Genomic DNA, 17,233 nt, shown 5'->3' with positions numbered 1-17,233 from the left:
CCCTTTGGAGAGATAGATATTCGATGAGAACATCAGCAGTCGGGGATACATCCTTTCCCGTGAGAACCGATTGCTTTCAATAGATCATACAGTTGCCGGTCAGCCAGAAATAGAAGCTATCCCACAGCGGATATTTCTGCGGAATCTGCATGAAGAGATGTTAGGACAGTGACAGACTGTGAATGGAACAAACAATACAATGATTGGTCTGGCTGCGGAAGCGGTCGGGAAGGAGGACAATTATGCAGAGAATACAGGATATGTTTATCAATATGGAAGAAGTGGCAGAGGATGCTTATAAGAATACGGAATTATTGCTGAGTCAGTATACCAAGGTAATGTTCCGTATTGAGAAGAACCTTGTGGATATAGATTATGAAATGTATGCAGAAGAAGGGAAGCATCTGAAGGAAATGTTATATGATCTGGTAGATTTTGATGCGACTGCAGAGAAACGCAGAATCCAGGAAAAGCTTCTGAATAATGATATGAATCTCTGTTTGCTGGAAATTATGAGAGATTCCCTGATAGCTTTGAGGGATTATCCAAAGAATGGACAGCTGTATTATCGGCTTTTAAAATATAGATATTTTGAAGCAGGAAATACCAATGAAGATGTGATGATGATGCTGGATGATATGCCAAGCACCACTTATTATCGAAACCGTAAGAAAGCAATCCGGTTGTATGCAACAATGCTCTGGGCATTTACGCGACCGGAAAAGATACAGAATAAGATGGAGGAAATAAACTGGAAGAAAAGTGGAAGTAAAGTGGCAGTGAACTGACAGTAAACTGGCATGTGAATGGTATTACAATGAAAATACGTGCATGTTAGAATTGATATGCTGAGAGAAATAGACCTTCGCAGACGTAATGTTTGCGGAGGTTTTTTTTCTCAAATTATAAGGCGTCAGGCTGTGCCCGGAAGGGCATGGCCTTTTTTTATACCTAAAAACAGGTTGCTGATTTGAAAAAGCTTCCTTTTTAACAGGTAGACGCCGGAAAGGAAGAGCATATCAAGATGCAGGGAAGAGGCAGGCATTATGCCAGATATCCATGATTTTTGATTTGTCATAAATCAAACCAACAAAAACGACAAATTGGAGGAACAATCATGGAAGAAAGAAAATACACATTTTACGACAGATATCAGAAGGTGAAATACGCTAATATTACAGCAGAGGAGCTGGAAGTTCTTAATATTTCTTATAATAAGGAACATTATATGTTTGATCAGCAGCATCAGAGAAATAATACAGTATTATTTTGTGGTTTAGAGTCAGAAAACGGTTGTGCGACAGACTTTATCGCAGATAGCGGACGTGACATTGCATCGGATATCACAACCGAGATCTTCTTCAAAGAACTCTTTAGTGATCTGACAGAGAAAGAAAAGAAAATCGTGAGCGATTATTTTATTATGGGAAAACAGGTTAAGGAAACAGCAGAGGAACTGGGCATCAGCACACGTCAGGTGAGTAGAGACAAAAACAGTGCTTTGGCAAAAATGTTAAAGAGAATGAAAGCAGCTGGATATGAATCATATGCTGAGGCGGCAGGTGTATTTCTGCAGGAAAGCGATTATATTCTAACACAGATGGAAACACAGAATTCAATTATGAAGAAAAGGACCGGAGAAGTGAGACTGCCATCAGATAACAATGGTAATAAATAAACGTAATTGAAAAATCAATCATCAAAAAGGGCACTGGAGAAAAATCCAATGTGATAATTGAACTGGACGGTGGCTGTCTTCCAGTCACTCAGTTCAAAGCGGGTAGTAGGTAATGGCGAAAGTAATGGCTTTTCATCTTCAAGAAATAAGTCCAGCCGGCTGCCCTCTTTCTTTTGAAAGAGCCTTCGATTGAACTGCTCCAGTTTTTCTCTGATTGCACAGTTTAATTCGGCAAGAGAAAAGAACTGTTCATTCCGGAGTGCTGCTGTTATCTAAGTAGAAATATTTCCTACTGTTCCTTCGGCATTCGGCTTATCCTTTGGTGTCCTGACACGGGCAGGGATGATAGCTGTGCCATAGTGCTCAGCCATTTCCTGATAGGTTTCATTGATCTGCTGATCTTTCCATCCACCATTGTGAACAACTGCTGTCCTGCAGTTATCCGGTACGAGAATTCTGGCGACACCGCCAAAAAATTCGTACATATGGACATGGGCAGTGATCCATGATTTCTGCTTCATATCCAGAAAGGCTTCTACATACGCATACTGGCTGTAAGTCATTACACCTACGAATATGTAAGACTTTAAGCTTTCACCGGTATCTGGGTCAATAATCGTTGCAGGATCCCCTGCCCAGTCAACCTCGACCTGCTCACCGGGTTTACGATTGATGTGCATGGTAGCACGTCGTTTCTGTTCATCCTGTTGGATGTGATAGCAGAATTGTGAATACATCAGTGGTTCATCGCCGTTGGCACGGCAATCCTCCATGTATTCTGTCCACAGGAGTTTTTTACTTACTCCGTTACGGAGCAGCTCCTTGTGAATGTAGGCATAGTCTGGCATACGCTTTTGAGAGCGGTCGCATTGTTTTGGATAAAGCAAGCCTTCAAGAACTTCATCCGTTTGAGTGTCTTCCAGCGGCCAAGAAACATCTAATTCTTGTGCTCGTTTTAAGACCTTTGCTACGGTATTTCTTGAACACGGAACGCTCAATGCTATGCTCCGATTACTAAATCCTAAGCTGGATAATCTTAGGATTTCTCGATATTTGGTCATAATGGTGACCTCCTGTGTAATAGATTTACACAATAATTGTGCATAATTCTATTATAAAACAAGTGGCTCATTATGACCGGAATCGTGGCTCACGGCAAAACGGAATCGTGGCTCACTCTCATCGGACAGGTGGCTCATTTGGGCACAGATTATTCATCCCCAGTCCATCTGGTATGATTCTCCCGGTGCTGTATGGTAACGCTGACCACGGCTGCCTTGAGAAACTACAAGCTGCCTTTTGGGTGGGACAAGTTCCTTATGCTTGGAAATATAGTCTTTAACGATGGTTAAACCACCCTGGAACCCATTTTCTTTTAATCTGTCATAACAGAGGGAAGAGTTTGTAATTCCTTTTCGGAGTAATTCATCAATAATCCCTGTAAATCCTGTCAGAAGAGTATGTTCGGCTTTACGGCCGGTGAGTGCATGCGGAAGGTCAATAAAGCCAGATTTTTTAATTCTTCGTAGTTTGGCCCGTGAAATTCCTGCCCTGCGTTCTAATTCTGCGAGATTAACTTTATCAGGATTGAATTTTTCTTCCATTGTGATTTCTACTGATGCATTGGCATACATCATTTTAGAACACGAAGAGAAAAATACAATGACTTTTCTATCCGACTAAAAATGGTTAATTCTAAGCGGCTTTAGGTGGTCAATTTTCCCCGCCCCTAACAAAAGTATTATTTTGTGTATATTCTATCTTGTTTTGTTTATGGTGCATACACATACTAAACGGTAAAATTAAAGTGAATTTAGATATCATTTGTGACAAAGCGCACTTCAAGTTTATCAGGGCGTGAATAACTTTCTGTATATTCAACTAAATTACCATTTTCATCGTATCCTATGAATTCAATATAGTTGACGATAGAGGTGGCACTTGGAAGATGAAGGTGCTTTTGAAGTTTTTCGCCAGCTTCTACCATCATCATTGTCTCATTAAATTTTACAGGCAAATGATTTTTGGATTTCATATAATCATAAAGCGATATGTGCTCAAAATTGTAATTATCGATATCTGAAAAAAAATGAATAGGAACATAGGTAAACTCAATTGCAAGAGGTTCCTTGTTTCCAAGACGAATTCGATGAATACCGTATATTTCATCTTCTTCAGAAAGTCCAAGTTTATCTGCAAAGTATTTTCTGTTTTTGATTATACCTGTGCCTAAGCATTTATTGGAAATTTCAATACCAAAGTTACGAACTAAAGAGGTAAAGCTGGCATTTTTTGATTCATTTAGTACTCCTAAAGCAACTCGATTTTGTTCGGGTTTGCGGACAAAAGTTCCCTTTCCGTGAACGCGAATTAAGTAATGTTGGCTAATTAATTCGTCAAAGATGTCATGAATCAAATACCGACTTACACTATACATTGTTGCAAAATCCCGTTCGCTAGGAAGCAACTCCCCAGGAAGATATTCCTGTGTTTTAATTTTTGTAATGATACTAGATTTTATTTGTGCGGCTAATACATCATCATTGCTCATAAAACTACCTCCCTGATAAAACCAAAACGATCAATTAGCATATTATTTTCAAAAAAGACTGCAAGATGTCCTTGTTTATCATACATGAGCCCTTTGTATTTCATTAAAGGGCTATCAACAGGAATATTTAAAATTTGAGCAGTCTTTGTGTCTGCGTAAAGTAAGGTGACTTTTTGATTCGATTTTGCCAAGGTTATTTGACAATTGTTTGTAATCAAATCAATTGCAGGAGCAGAAGCAGCAATTTGTTGGGTGAGATCTGGATAGATATATTCAGGAATATACGTTGTATTGATACAAATTAGTTGAGTATCATCTGAATAAAGCCAAACAATTTTGTATATTTTCGATTTTTCAGGAAGTAACATTTCGCTTGCAAGATAGTTATCTGCTTCTATTTTTTTGAAATCATATAATTCGTAAGTTAATTGTCCGCTATCTTCCTCTGAATGTAAGGAAAAATTACGAATGGATTGTAAAATGCGTTTAGGCGCTACGTAATAACCACTTCGTGGTTTTGAGATAATTGTTTTATCTTGAAGTAACAGATTCAAGGCTCCACGAACAGTTAAGCGTTGTACATGAAACAGCTCTGCCAGCTTTCGTTCCGAAGGCAGTTTGTCACCTGGAAGATAGTGTTCTTCCTTTAGCATGTATTTGATTTCTTTTGATAATGCAACATCTAAAGTTAATAAATTTTTTTTCATAAGAACTCCTAATATTATAATTTACTTGTAACTTATAATCAAATTATACGTTGTCAGTTCTTAAAAAGCAAATGGAAAGGAAAAAAGAAATGAATAAATAAAAAATAAATATAAAAACTGGTATAGTAAATTTGAAATGTGTTTCATACCAGAATAAAAGAAATATATGCATTGTGTATAAATAAATGCATTTATACTTAAAAAAATTATAAAAAATACAACAATATTCAATATTCTTTACATGAAGTATTGAAAAAATAAAAAAATGTGGTATATTAAATTTAAAAATAGTCACCAATACAAAGGAAGGGAAAGGAGAAAACACTATGTTGAAATTTAATGAACAGAAACAGATTGAAAGTGTGAATGGAGCGCTTGCTCTGAGAAATCAAATTAATGAATTGATTGATGGAATTTGTAAAGAAGGATACAAGAATATTTGTTGGCTCGGTATCGGTGGAACATATGCATCTTGCCTCCAGGCAGAGGTTCATATGAAAGAAAAATCAAAACTTTCATTTTTTGTTGAAAACGCAGCAGAGTATTTGACAACTGGAAATAAAAAAGTTGGAGAAGGAACTATTGTAATTATTTCGTCTGTTACAGGAACAACTTCTGAAATCGTAGATGGAGTAAAAAAAGCACAGAAGAGTGGAGCAAGGGTGATTGGTTTTATTGATGTTGCTACTGCAGAACTTGCAAAACTTGTAGACTATGTGATTACATATCCTGCCAATGAACAATTGAAATTTTATATGGTAGCAGATAGATTTATGTACAATGCAGGAGAATTTCCAGAATATGAGGATTTATACAAGGAGTTGGATCAGTATTTGGCAACTGCACTTGTGGAAGTTGAAAAGGAAGCAGATGCTTTCGGAGAAGAATTTGCAAATCGTCATAAGGACGACAAAATTCATTATTTTGTTGGGGCTGGGAACCAGTATGGTGCCACATATTCTTATGCAATGTGTTATTGGGAAGAACAGCATTGGATTCGTACAAAATCTATCCACAGTGCAGAATTTTTCCATGGAATGTTAGAAATAATTGACAAAGATACACCAGTTACAGTATTTATTGGGGAAGATTCTCAGAGATCATTGAGCGAGCGCGTTGCAAACTTCTTGCCACGCATTTGTGGAAAATACAATATTATTGATACCAAGAAATTTGAATTAAAAGGAATTAGTCCAGAGTACAGAGGATATATATCACATTTAGTGATGCATGCGGTAACACAGAGAATTGATGTACATATGGAAAAAGTCAATTGTCATCCTATGGAAATCAGAAGATATTACAGACGTCTGGACTATTAAGGTGGCAAAATGGACAGAAAGATAAGAGTAGCAGCAATAGGAGATAATTGTATTGATTATTATGATTCATTGAATGAATCTTATCCAGGGGGAAACCCAGTGAATGTTGCTGTATACATAAAACGATTAGGTGGAGAAAGTTCTTATACAGGTGCTGTTGGAACTGATTCATTCGGAAAAATCATGATAAGTGCAATTCAAAATAAAGGAGTTGATACTTCTCATATTCAAGTGCTGGATGGAAAAACCGCAGTTACACATGTTGACATTGTAGATGGAGATAGAGTGTTTGGAAAATATGAAGAAGGTGTTTTGGCAGACTTTAAGCTAAGAGAACAAGACATTTCCTTTATAAAGAAACATGATTTAGCGGTTACAGGAATTTGGGGAATGATTGAAGATGAGCTTCCACTTATTTCGAAAGAAATTCCAGTTGCATTTGATTTTGCAAATAAATTTGCAAATCCAATTGTTGAGAAAGCGATTCCATATGTGACATATGCATTCTTCTCTTTTGACGAGGAATCACGCAATGAGTTTAGACAGAAATATCATAGCATGGGCTTAAAAGAAAAAGAAAATTGTATGGAACAATTAAAGGAATTCATGAAAGCAATGCAACAAAAAGGACCTAAAGTCATTATTGCAACATTGGGGAAAAATGGAAGCATTGGGTATGATGGAAATTCTTGGTATCGATTTGGAATCATAGAGTGTAAAGTTGTTGATACAATGGGTGCAGGCGACAGTTTTATTGCCGGATTTTTATATGGGATTTTGAATGGATTGAATGTTCAAGATTCGATGGAAGCAGGAGCTCAGAATAGTGCGGTAACAATAGGCTATCAAGGGGCATGGTAGAAGGAGAATATAACAAATGGGAAAAAAAATAGTGGCAATTTTATTGACAGCTGCGATGTCAATGGGTATTGCAGCATGCGGAGGTTCAGGGGACAAAAAAGACGATAATACAATTACAGTATGGTGTTGGGACAAAACATTTAATATTTTTGCAATGGAAGAAGCTGCAAAAATTTATCAAGAAGATCATCAAGATGTGAAAATTGATATTGTCGAAGTTGGAGATGTAGATGTACAGTCTAGACTTACTACGGCTGGTACATCAGGAGATCTAAGCACATTGCCAGATATTTTTTTGCTGCAAGACCATGCATTCCAAAAAAATGTAATATCTTATCCAGATGTATTTGCAGAAATTTCTGAAAAGAAAATTGATTTTTCAGAATTTGCTTCTGGTAAAACAGATTTTTCTGTTGTAGATGGAAAACACTATGGAGTGCCTTTTGACAACGGAGCAGCAATTGCTTGTTATCGTACAGATATTTTGCAAGAAGCTGGAATGACTTTAGAAGATTTTACAGATATTACTTGGGATGAGTGGGTTGAAAAAGGCAAAGTAGTACTGGAAAAAACAGGAAAACCATTATTGACAACGTTAGCAGGCGAATGTGATTTGCTTACGATGATGTTACAGTCTGCAGGAGCATCTTTGTTTAATGAAGATGGAACAACGAATATTGCAAAAAATGACACTTTGAAGAAGGTAATTGATACATATTGTAAAATGAAAGATTCAGGTGTGTTACAGGAAGTAAATAACTGGGATGAATACACTGGCTCAATGTTGAACAGTAAAGTTGCAGGTGTGATTAATGGGTGTTGGATTATGGGAACAATTCAGACAGCTGAGGATCAGTCAGGAAAATGGGCTATTACAAATATTCCAAAACTTACAAATGTAAAGGGTGCCACAAACTATTCAAATATTGGAGGTTCTTCCTGGGCAATCTCAGGGAATTGTGGAAACGTAGAGTTAGCAGAAGATTTTCTTGCGTCTACATTTGCTGGAAGTACAGAGTTATATGATAATATTCTCTCTTGTGGAGCAATTGCTACATGGACACCAGCAGGAGATTCTGATGCATATGCAGTACCGAATGAATTTTTGTCTGGTGATGTAGTGTTTGAAAAAATAGTTGACTATTCAACAAAAGTTCCTTCTATTATTACGGGACCATATTTCCATGAAGCAAGAGACGCAATCTCTGTTGCGACAACAAATATTACAAATGGTGCAGATTTAGAGAAAGAGCTTAAAAAAGCGGAAGATACTGTTAATTTTAATATGGGACAGTAAGAAAGGTTCCTATCATACAAGGGGATGGAATGTAGAACCATTCCCCTTATGGATAGAGAGGAGGAGTTTTTGTGTCTAACAAACCAAGAAAAATGACGTTGGAAAAAAAGCATAATTTAACAGGATGGGCTTTTTTGGCACCAGCAACATTTTTGATTGCGGTGTTTAGTTTTTGGCCAATGATCAAAGCGTTAGTTTTATCTTTTCAGACAGGGAAAGGTAGAAATATGCAGATGGCTGGATTTACAAATTACATCAGAATGTTTCAAGATGATGTATTTCTTCAGTCAATAAAAAACACATTTTTTTATTTCATTCTTCAAGTACCCATTATGCTTGTAGTAGCGATGGTGTTAGCTTGTATTCTAAATAAAAAAGACTTACGGTTTAAAGGATTTTTCCGAACAATGATTTTTTTGCCGTGTACAACTTCATTGGTTGCGTATGCAATTATTTTTCGGTCTTTGTTTGCAAATGATGGATTAGTAAATTATGTTCTAGTGAATTTGGGGATTTTGGATAAACCATATAATTTTTTGACACAACCATTTGCGGCAAAAATGGTTATCATATTGGCTCTTTTGTGGAGATGGACAGGATATAATATGGTATTTTTCCTTTCTGGATTGCAAAACATTGAATATTCAGTATACGAAGCTGCAAAAATTGATGGAGCATCAGCAATACAGACATTTTTTAAGATTACTGTTCCATTATTAAAACCAACTATCTTGTTGACAGCAATAATGTCAACAAATGGAACATTACAGTTATTTGATGAATCAATTAACTTGACCGATGGAGGTCCTGCGAATGCTTCAATCTCTATGTCACATTACATATATAATTTATGTTTTAAGTATGTGCCGAATTTTGGATATGCAGCAGCGATGTCCTTCTTTATATTACTGTTGGTTGCAGTATTAGCATTTATACAAATGAGGGTGGGTGATAAACGTGATTAAAAAGGTGAAAAATATAGGAATGTATGCATTCTTGATTTTGGTTACTTTTATTTCAGTATTTCCTTTGTACTGGATGGTAAGTGCATCCACAAACAAAAGTGTGGATGTATCAAAAGGTGTATTATCGCTTGGCTCTCATTTGGGAGAAAACTTGAAAAATCTGCTGGCAAATCAAGATGTAGGGGCTGCATTGGTCAATTCATTTAAATATGCAATATTACTTACAATAGTTTCGATGGTGATATGTTCCTTGGCAGGATATGGATTTGAAATTTATCATGATAAAGCAAAAGATGCCGTGATGGGTGTGATTCTTCTTGCAATGATGGTTCCATTTATTACGATATTGGTCCCATTGTTTCAGATGGTTGCAAAAATGAAAATGTTAAATAGTACGTTGGGATTCATTTTACCAACGGTATCAACCCCATTTTTAATCATGATGTTTCGACAGAGTGCAAGATCATTTCCTCGTGATATTATTGAAGCTGCCAGATTAGATGGACTTTCGGAAATTAGAATCTTCTTTCAGATGTTTATTCCTACAATGAAATCAACATATGCAGCGGCTATGACTATTACATTTATGAATGCTTGGAATAGTTATATGTGGCCGAAAGTAATTATGACACAATCCAAGAGCATGACAATGCCAATGGTTGTAGCAAATCTGACAGAGGGATATGTAACAGACTATGGAATGCTTATGTTGGCAGTCTTAATATGTACATTGCCTACCGCCTTAGTATTCTTTATTTTACAGAAGAATTTTGCAGAAGGTATTACTGGAGCTGTAAAATAATAAATGATATCTATAAAGAAAGGGATTAGAAATGGAATATAAAAAAATAAATATGCCAGGTCTTCTGCATGGTGGAGATTATAATCCTGAACAATGGTTAGATAGACCGGATATTCTTGAAGAGGATATCCGGTTAATGAAATTAGCGCATGTAAATAATGTTTCACTAGGAATATTTTCGTGGGCATTTTTAGAGCCAGAAGAAGGAAAATATCAGTTTGACTATTTAGAAGAAATTATTAACCGTTTATATGACAATGGCATCTATACAAATCTAGCTACACCAACAGGTGCAATGCCAAATTGGATGACTCAAAAATATCCTGAAGTAATGCAGACAGATGAAAACGGGATACAGAATTTACCAGGAAAAAGGCATAATTTTTGTTACACGTCTGCTGTTATGAGAGAAAAAACTAGAAAGTTGGATTTGAAATTATCAGAACGCTTTGGAAAACATCCAGGAGTAATTCTTTGGCATATATCAAACGAATACGGAGGAAATTTTAGGGATGCTTCTTGTCATTGCGAAGAATGTCAAAAAGCATTTCGGAAATGGTTGAAAAAAAAATACAAAACATTGGATGCATTGAATCATGCATGGTGGAGTGCGTTTTGGAGTCATACTTATACCGATTGGGAACAGATTCATTCACCTTCTCCGAGGGGAGAGGATGAATTACACGGTTTGAAATTGGACTGGAAAAGATTTGTGAGCGAACAGTTACAGGACTTTTGTAGAGAAGAGATTCGAGCTGTTAAAACATATTCGGATCTTCCAGTTACAACAAACATGATGATGTATTTTTCACCATTGGATTATGATAAATGGGCAGAGGAGTTGGATGTGATTTCTTGGGACTCTTATCCGAGTTGGCATACAAAAGAAGATGAAGTACCGATTGCTGTGTGGGCAGCCTTTATGCATAACCAGATGAGAGGATTTCAGAAGAAGCCATTTTTGATGATGGAATCAACACCATCACTTGTGAATTGGGATGAGGAAAATAATGTAAAAAGACCGGGGATGAATTACTTATCTTCAATGCAGGCAATTGCGTTAGGTTCGAATAGTGTTCTTTATTTTCAATGGAGAAAAAGCAGAGGATCGAGTGAAAAGTTTCATGGAGCGGTTGTTGATCATGATGCGTCAGAAAAGAATAGAGTTTTTCAAGAAGTTGCTTGGATTGGCAAAGATCTAGAAAAGCTAAGCAGTCAAATACTAAGTACATGTAATAGGGCGAAGGTAGCTATTATTATGGATTGGGAAAATTGGTGGGCTCTTTCTGACGCACAAGCAATATCGAGAAAATTTGATTATACGGAAGAACTTTTAAAATATTATCGGGTTTTTTGGGAAAAAGGAATTGAAGTTGATATAATTTCCATGGATCGAGAGTTGTTAGATTATCAGCTTGTGGTTGCTCCGACCTTGTACTTGCATAAAAAAGAGTATATTCATAAAGTAGAAGCATACGTGGAAGCAGGTGGAATATATGTAACAACTTATTGGAGTGGAGTAGTAAATGAAACAGATTTATGTTTTATTGGAGAGAGACCACATGAGAGATTGCTAGGATTATCAGTTGATGAGATTGATGTGGGGAATGAATATTTTCCAAATACTTTCTCCTATAAAGACGGTGTATATAAAGCCGGTGTGTTAAGAGAAGTTGTGACACTTCAAACTGCAAAGCCGTTGGGAACATACTTGCAAGATTACAATGTAAATACTCCAGCAATTACAGAAAATGCGTATGGCAAAGGAAAAGCTTACTATGTTGTTGTTCAACCAGATCTGGAATTTTTGAAAGAATTTTTGGGCGATGTAATTGAGGAAGCAAATGTGGAAGCAAATTTGACGGAAACATTACCTTATGGAGTTACTGTTTCAAAAAGAAGTGGAAAAGAACAGAAAGATGATGTATATTTTCTTCAGAATTTTAACAGACATCCTGTGAAGATGGTTTTGAATGAATGTTATACAAATTTGATTACTGATGAAATCCTTACAGGTTCAATAAAACTGCAAACATATCAATGTATTGTGATGCAAAAGAAATAAGATTCCGTAATAGGGAGGAACTCACATTGAAATCAAAGGCAAAGACATTTTTAATTGATATTTTACTTGATATTGTAGGTGGTTGTTTCATTGCGATTGGAGTCTATAATTTTGCAGTGGCATCTGGATTTCCGGTAGCAGGTATATCAGGTATTGCAATCGTGTTTTATTATTTTTGGAAAATTCCAATTGGTACAATGACGACAATTTTGAATATTCCAATTATTTTAATTTGTTACAAGTTGTTGGGAAAACAATTTTTTTTAAGATCAATAAAGACAATGTTAATTTCTAATATACTGATGGACTGGGTTGTTCCATTGTTTCCAGTTTACCAAGGTGATATGATGTTATCTTGTATTTGTATGAGTGTATTCTCAGGAATCGGATATGCATTAATTTACATGAGAGATACCTCTACAGGTGGAGCAGATTTTGTTTTGATGGCAATACACAAGGCAAAGCCACATATTTCTGTAGGAAAAATTATCATTGTTATGGATTTTATTATTGTAATTATTGGTGGAATTCTGATGCGTGGAAACATTGATAAGATTATTTATGGATTAATTGGAACGTATATTCTATCATTTGTCGTAGATAAGCTAATGTATGGCGTTGATGCTGGAAAACTTGCTTTGATTGTAACAGAAAAGGGACCACAAATTGCGGCAAAAATTGATGAGCTATCACAACGAGGGGCAACTTTGATTAAGGCAGAAGGAAGTTATACAGGACGTGAAAAAGAAGTATTAATGTGTGCATGTAACAATAAAGAAATGCATACGATTCAAAAAGCTGTAAAGAAAGTAGATTCATCAGCGTTTCTTGTTACAATAGAATCGAATGAAGTGCGTGGAAAAGGATTCAAGCCAATATAATATAAAAATTAAGAAGTTCTAGCATGGATCGGTATAAGATTGGATCCGGAACATTATCTTTGATTATGGAACGTTATCACGCGGGAGGAATTCCGATTGAAGAACTCCAGATGATGCCACCAAAAGAGGTGGAATTACTTTTTTATCCTCAGAAAAATATTAAAAAGAAGGATATTCCATTTCCAGATTTCCAGTACTACTATGATAGGATTCATGCCCCAAACAGTCGAGTAAATATCTCTTACTGCTGGTTAGATTACAAAGAGCATATTGTCTCACAGGAAAATATTCCAGGTTACAAAGAAATCGCAGAGAATATTTATGAAAATTCAGAGGTTTATCCAGTTGCATATGTGACCAGTCAATATCTTTCGGAAGAGGATTATAATACCCTGGAATTTCCATATAATCTGACAGCATTTCTTGACTTTGCTGTTGTGAAAAACAGAAGTTCCTGTGCCGGATGGAAGGAACAGCTTCAATCAAAGATACAGGAAGTAGATATTGGATTTCAATATAAAGAGATAGATAGCAGGCAGTCAGTATAATGGGAAAGTGAGCAGAGCATGCCCGATGTGGAAAAAATAATTATAATGAGTGATTATTTTAATGTTACTACAGATTATATCTTAAAAGGTATTGAAGTAGTCGAAAATAAAGAAGAAAAAAGTAAAGAAATTGTAGGAAAAGTGCTCTATATTGCATCTACAGCATTAATTGTGTATATTCCGTTCCAAGTGAACCACTTGCACGGTCAAACTGAGCCAGTCCCACGGAGGATGAGAGCCACCCTCACGGAGACTGAGCCAATGCTATTTTATGCTAATTATCAGGCAACTGCCTGTTAATTATAAATACAACTGAATAAATCATAGGTCATAATAATCGTCTGGTAATACAATGCCGTTTTCTTCCAGAAGCTTTTTCAGGAAATGTACCTGACGCTGGAGAGATTCTATTTCAATCCAGTTGCCATGACATAATTCATCGCATTCTTCCAGTTCAAGACGAGCTAACACATAGTCTTGCCACTTGATACAATGATGATCTTTACTGAATGCACAATAATTATTCATGGATGCCTCCTTTCTGGGCTGCTTTCAATCCGTGACGCTCATGCATGGATACCTTACCATCAATCAACACTTCATATGAATTGTGAATGATTCGATCCATGATTGCTTCTGAAATAGGACTTCCAGCAGCCTCTGTTGGAGTAATGCGTGAATACCACTCTACCGGTTCATACTGAGTACAAAAGATGGTGGATTTATCTGTGCATCTTGATTCTGCAATCTCAAGAAGGTCATATAGTTATGGAGTATGAAAAAGTACTTGGGGCGCACATAAAAGATATAAGGAAAAGGCGTAACATGACACAGGAAATACTAGCTGAGTTAGTGGGGGTCACTAGTCAACATATTAGTAATATAGAGACGGGAAAAACAAAAGTAAGTTTATCTACCTTCATTAAAATTGTAAATGAATTAAATATACCACCAGAGATGGTACTGGCTGAATGTATGAAAATTGAAACACCTGTCTTGAAGAATGAAATTATGGATATTATACAAGATTGTAGTCAGAAAGAATTGAAAATTATTGCAGAAATAATTGAATCTTCTAAAGTGATTTTAAGAAAAATAAGCTAGTATAACCATACTAAGCTATGTAGGTAAATTTTGGGTTAAAGGTATAGTGTAGAACGTCACGCTATTTGCTCCAGTTTCAAGCAAATTAATTTATCAAGAAAACCTTGGGGGTCTTCCACGGTAAACGCAAGCTTTTTGCTTATTTTGCTCTGTATGAAGTTTTCGTAATGAAAAAACAAATTTTGTACCTTTCAGAGCTTAATTACTTCAATTACTATAAGAGCACAATTATGCACATCTGCCAAATTGAATCAGTTCTGCTCTGAGTATTTTGTGAAAACAGAGATATGCGTTTACCGTGGGGGGTCTTCCACCCCCAAACCCCTGGAACCCTTGCCACAGCAATAATCAGCCATCTAATGATTGTTGTGGCAAGGCATAAAAAAGGGATTATATAATTCGACTAATTTGACTCAAAATGACCTCAAATAAAACGCAAAATAACAGTATAGGAATGTGGTGTTGCGATAGCTATATTAATTGATAAAAAGGTATGTACCAAAGCTTATTTATTTGCAGTGGGTTATATTAGTATAGCGTCTCAATCATTTTTTTGATTTATAAAAACCATGCAAATCCAATATCCATAAGGAAAAGCGGGAATTGTATTAGTAAAAAAATGATTGAGACATAGTATACTGACCATTTAACACTCTTAACCTTGAATCCAGGGTAAAAATTTATAATGAAATTAGGGTTACAACTTATGTGTTGTTAAAATACGTCCTGTGGGCATCTGTCCATCTGGGCGTTTTTTATATTTCTGAAAGATTATTAAAAATTTTCTTCCAGACCCGAACATTCGCATTGTCCCATTCGGGCTATTGAATGAAAGGGAAAATAGAAATCCTACCGTAATCCGGCAGGACGGGAAGGAGGTGAACTCGAATGAGGAAATCTTCTTCCTATGATGAAATGGCAGTCCGGAAACAATTTGACCGGATATGCAAACTGGCATTGAAAGGCGAAAAGATAGACTACCGCAGACATATCGCTTACAGGCAGAAGCATGAGGTGATGCTGTCGGAATTGTCAGAAAAGGATATGGGCAGACTTTTTACTGTGGATGACTATGGAGTGGAAAATCAATGGTTCCAGGTACTTGGCTATGATATAGAAGTGAAGGATATGTTGATTGCGGAGGCGTTGCAGGCACTTTCTGAAAAGAAAAGGGATGTGGTTCTGCTTTCTTATTTTATGGATATGAGCGATGCAGAAATTGGCAGGGCATTGAATCTTGTCCGTAGTACAGTCTATGAACACAGAAAGCGTTCGCTAGAATTGATGAAAAATATTATGGAGGAACATACGGATGAAAAGAAAAGGTAAACAGACTAAGAATGTCAATTTGCTGCCGTTCCATATTATTAAGGCAGCATCAGAAGGAGATATAGGGGCAATTCATAAAGTGTTGAGCCATTATGAAGGTTACATAGCAAGGCTTTCTATACAGTGTTTGTACGATGAATATGGACAGCCGCATTATTGTGTGGATGAAACCTTGCGTAAGAGATTGGAAACAAAGCTGATTACAAAAATATTGAATTTTGAAATAGCATAACCGGCAAATAGTTTCCTTACCCTTTCGGAAGCTGACAAAAATATTGTACCTTGACAAGTTCATATTGAGAATCCTGCAGGACGTATGGAGCAGTGGAGCTATTTAATGAATACGCCATGACTATCTGTATCTGCCACTTTGCGACATCATGTCGTAAAGTGGTAGGTATTGGAAACGATGGAATGTTGATTCGGACATTGAAGTAAAGATACGAGCGATAGATATTTGATTACTGGCAAAGGGACAGGGACTTTGCGGCGATGATGCTGTTTCTGATAATGATACTTCCGGAGTAAGCTGTTCCGGTCTGAAAAGATTGCAATTCCTACATGAAAACTGTTATTAGCAGTTTTTTGTATTCTATGGCGAATGGAGCTGTTTCCTGACAGCCACCTGCAGGGTAAAATTTTTTGGAAGGAGGGTAGAAAATGCCACGTAATATAAATAAGAAACGGTTTGTCAGATACAAGGAGGGCGCAGAGCTATACAGTATGTGCCAGAGAAAGTTCGAGCAGATGGCAAAAGATGCAAATGCAATCTATAAATTGGATAAGCTGGTATTGGTAAATTGCGATATTTTTGAAGAATATTTAGAAACATTTAGAGTTAGAGGATAGTCAAATGAAGAGATTCTGAAAAAATATTTTTGTCGGACAAAAACACTTGACTTTTTGTCTTACAGAAATTATAATAGACTTAGTTATGAATGGAGGTGCATATAGATGGCGAAAATCGGGAGACCTAAAAAAGAGTCTCCTAAGTTGAAGTCAATAACAATCCGGCTTTCCGATAGTGAATACGAAAAGTTCATTAAGTATGCTGCCAGTCATAATATGACCATGACACAAGCATTGCTAAAAGGAATAGAGTTATTATACCAGAATCCGTAAT

Annotated in this window: 20 protein-coding genes and 1 pseudogene; 16 read left to right on the top strand and 5 right to left on the bottom strand. The window is 36.4% G+C overall.

Annotated features, from left to right (window positions below; genetic code table 11):
* The first annotated feature begins 242 nt into the window (after nt 1-242).
* Nucleotides 243-788, top strand: a complete 546-nt coding sequence (locus VSQ62_RS27985; RefSeq protein ID WP_004074343.1) for a hypothetical protein — start codon at nt 243-245, stop codon at nt 786-788.
* A 329-nt stretch (nt 789-1,117) separates the two neighbouring features.
* A complete protein-coding gene (locus VSQ62_RS27980) occupies nt 1,118-1,678 on the top strand; it encodes a sigma factor-like helix-turn-helix DNA-binding protein (protein WP_004074341.1) in 561 nt (186 codons plus the stop codon).
* Nucleotides 1,679-1,725: 47 nt separating this feature from the next.
* Here VSQ62_RS27980 and istA read toward each other — a convergent pair.
* The 4 genes and pseudogenes from istA to VSQ62_RS27960 all read right to left on the bottom strand — a co-directional run.
* Nucleotides 1,726-2,739: pseudogene (gene istA, locus VSQ62_RS27975) on the bottom strand (IS21 family transposase); the annotation flags it as partial.
* Between the two features lie 153 nt (nt 2,740-2,892).
* Nucleotides 2,893-3,282 carry a hypothetical protein gene (locus VSQ62_RS27970; RefSeq protein ID WP_155962222.1) on the bottom strand — a complete coding sequence of 130 codons (390 nt, stop codon included), beginning with the start codon at nt 3,280-3,282 and terminating at the stop codon, nt 2,893-2,895.
* Between the two features lie 209 nt (nt 3,283-3,491).
* A complete protein-coding gene (locus VSQ62_RS27965) occupies nt 3,492-4,229 on the bottom strand; it encodes a GntR family transcriptional regulator (protein ID WP_004074337.1) in 738 nt (245 codons plus the stop codon).
* Nucleotides 4,226-4,936, bottom strand: a complete 711-nt coding sequence (locus VSQ62_RS27960; protein WP_004074323.1) for a GntR family transcriptional regulator — start codon at nt 4,934-4,936, stop codon at nt 4,226-4,228. The genes VSQ62_RS27965 and VSQ62_RS27960 overlap by 4 nt, the downstream gene beginning before the upstream one ends.
* Nucleotides 4,937-5,262: 326 nt before the next feature.
* On the opposite strand from VSQ62_RS27960, the gene VSQ62_RS27955 reads away from it, so the two are divergent.
* The 9 genes from VSQ62_RS27955 to VSQ62_RS27915 all read left to right on the top strand — a co-directional run bounded on the left by VSQ62_RS27955 (nt 5,263) and on the right by VSQ62_RS27915 (nt 13,977).
* On the top strand, nt 5,263-6,258 hold the full coding sequence (locus VSQ62_RS27955) for an SIS domain-containing protein (RefSeq protein WP_016222132.1): 996 nt from the start codon (nt 5,263-5,265) through the stop codon (nt 6,256-6,258).
* A gap of 9 nt (nt 6,259-6,267) precedes the next feature.
* Nucleotides 6,268-7,119, top strand: coding sequence for a PfkB family carbohydrate kinase (locus VSQ62_RS27950; protein WP_016222131.1), 852 nt, complete (start codon nt 6,268-6,270; stop codon nt 7,117-7,119).
* 16 nt (nt 7,120-7,135) lie between these two features.
* The gene (locus VSQ62_RS27945; protein WP_016222130.1) at nt 7,136-8,416 is read left to right on the top strand and encodes an ABC transporter substrate-binding protein; all 1,281 of its coding nucleotides are present in this window, start codon (nt 7,136-7,138) and stop codon (nt 8,414-8,416) included.
* A 71-nt stretch (nt 8,417-8,487) separates the two neighbouring features.
* Nucleotides 8,488-9,381, top strand: coding sequence for a carbohydrate ABC transporter permease (locus VSQ62_RS27940; RefSeq protein WP_016222129.1), 894 nt, complete (start codon nt 8,488-8,490; stop codon nt 9,379-9,381).
* Complete coding sequence (locus VSQ62_RS27935; protein WP_016222128.1) at nt 9,374-10,183, top strand: carbohydrate ABC transporter permease; 810 nt, start codon at nt 9,374-9,376, stop codon at nt 10,181-10,183. The genes VSQ62_RS27940 and VSQ62_RS27935 overlap by 8 nt, the downstream gene beginning before the upstream one ends.
* Before the next feature lie 31 nt (nt 10,184-10,214).
* Entirely contained in the window at nt 10,215-12,248 is a 2,034-nt protein-coding gene (locus VSQ62_RS27930; RefSeq protein ID WP_016222127.1) for a beta-galactosidase, read from the top strand.
* Nucleotides 12,224-13,129, top strand: coding sequence for a YitT family protein (locus tag VSQ62_RS27925; protein ID WP_022745518.1), 906 nt, complete (start codon nt 12,224-12,226; stop codon nt 13,127-13,129). Before VSQ62_RS27930 ends, VSQ62_RS27925 begins: the two co-directional genes overlap by 25 nt.
* A gap of 23 nt (nt 13,130-13,152) precedes the next feature.
* Nucleotides 13,153-13,677: a hypothetical protein gene (locus VSQ62_RS27920; protein ID WP_004074306.1), complete on the top strand. Its 525-nt coding sequence runs from the start codon at nt 13,153-13,155 to the stop codon at nt 13,675-13,677.
* Nucleotides 13,678-13,695: 18 nt separating this feature from the next.
* A complete protein-coding gene (locus tag VSQ62_RS27915) occupies nt 13,696-13,977 on the top strand; it encodes a hypothetical protein (RefSeq protein ID WP_004074305.1) in 282 nt (93 codons plus the stop codon).
* 21 nt (nt 13,978-13,998) lie between these two features.
* Here the strand turns inward: VSQ62_RS27915 and VSQ62_RS27910 are convergent, their stop codons facing one another.
* Nucleotides 13,999-14,205, bottom strand: a complete 207-nt coding sequence (locus tag VSQ62_RS27910; protein ID WP_004074303.1) for a mobility-associated LCxxNW protein — start codon at nt 14,203-14,205, stop codon at nt 13,999-14,001.
* Nucleotides 14,206-14,445: 240 nt separating this feature from the next.
* Between VSQ62_RS27910 and VSQ62_RS27905 the strand changes: the two genes are divergently transcribed.
* The 5 genes from VSQ62_RS27905 to VSQ62_RS27885 all read left to right on the top strand — a co-directional run bounded on the left by VSQ62_RS27905 (nt 14,446) and on the right by VSQ62_RS27885 (nt 17,232).
* A complete protein-coding gene (locus tag VSQ62_RS27905; RefSeq protein ID WP_016222126.1) occupies nt 14,446-14,781 on the top strand; it encodes a helix-turn-helix domain-containing protein in 336 nt (111 codons plus the stop codon).
* Between the two features lie 888 nt (nt 14,782-15,669).
* Complete coding sequence (locus tag VSQ62_RS27900) at nt 15,670-16,110, top strand: sigma factor-like helix-turn-helix DNA-binding protein (RefSeq protein WP_004070293.1); 441 nt, start codon at nt 15,670-15,672, stop codon at nt 16,108-16,110.
* Nucleotides 16,094-16,342: a helix-turn-helix domain-containing protein gene (locus VSQ62_RS27895; protein WP_004070291.1), complete on the top strand. Its 249-nt coding sequence runs from the start codon at nt 16,094-16,096 to the stop codon at nt 16,340-16,342. Before VSQ62_RS27900 ends, VSQ62_RS27895 begins: the two co-directional genes overlap by 17 nt.
* Before the next feature lie 428 nt (nt 16,343-16,770).
* Nucleotides 16,771-16,959 carry a DUF6462 family protein gene (locus VSQ62_RS27890; protein WP_004070289.1) on the top strand — a complete coding sequence of 63 codons (189 nt, stop codon included), beginning with the start codon at nt 16,771-16,773 and terminating at the stop codon, nt 16,957-16,959.
* A 105-nt stretch (nt 16,960-17,064) separates the two neighbouring features.
* A complete protein-coding gene (locus tag VSQ62_RS27885; protein ID WP_016222125.1) occupies nt 17,065-17,232 on the top strand; it encodes a YlcI/YnfO family protein in 168 nt (55 codons plus the stop codon).
* The last annotated feature ends 1 nt before the right edge of the window (nt 17,233 follow it).

Origin of the sequence: Sporofaciens sp. JLR.KK001 (genome assembly GCF_036941055.1) — a bacterium.
In the GTDB taxonomy this organism is placed as follows: Bacteria; Bacillota; Clostridia; order Lachnospirales; family Lachnospiraceae; genus Sporofaciens.
Note: the sequence above shows the minus strand (reverse complement) of the source record. Positions and strands in the feature narration are given on the sequence as shown.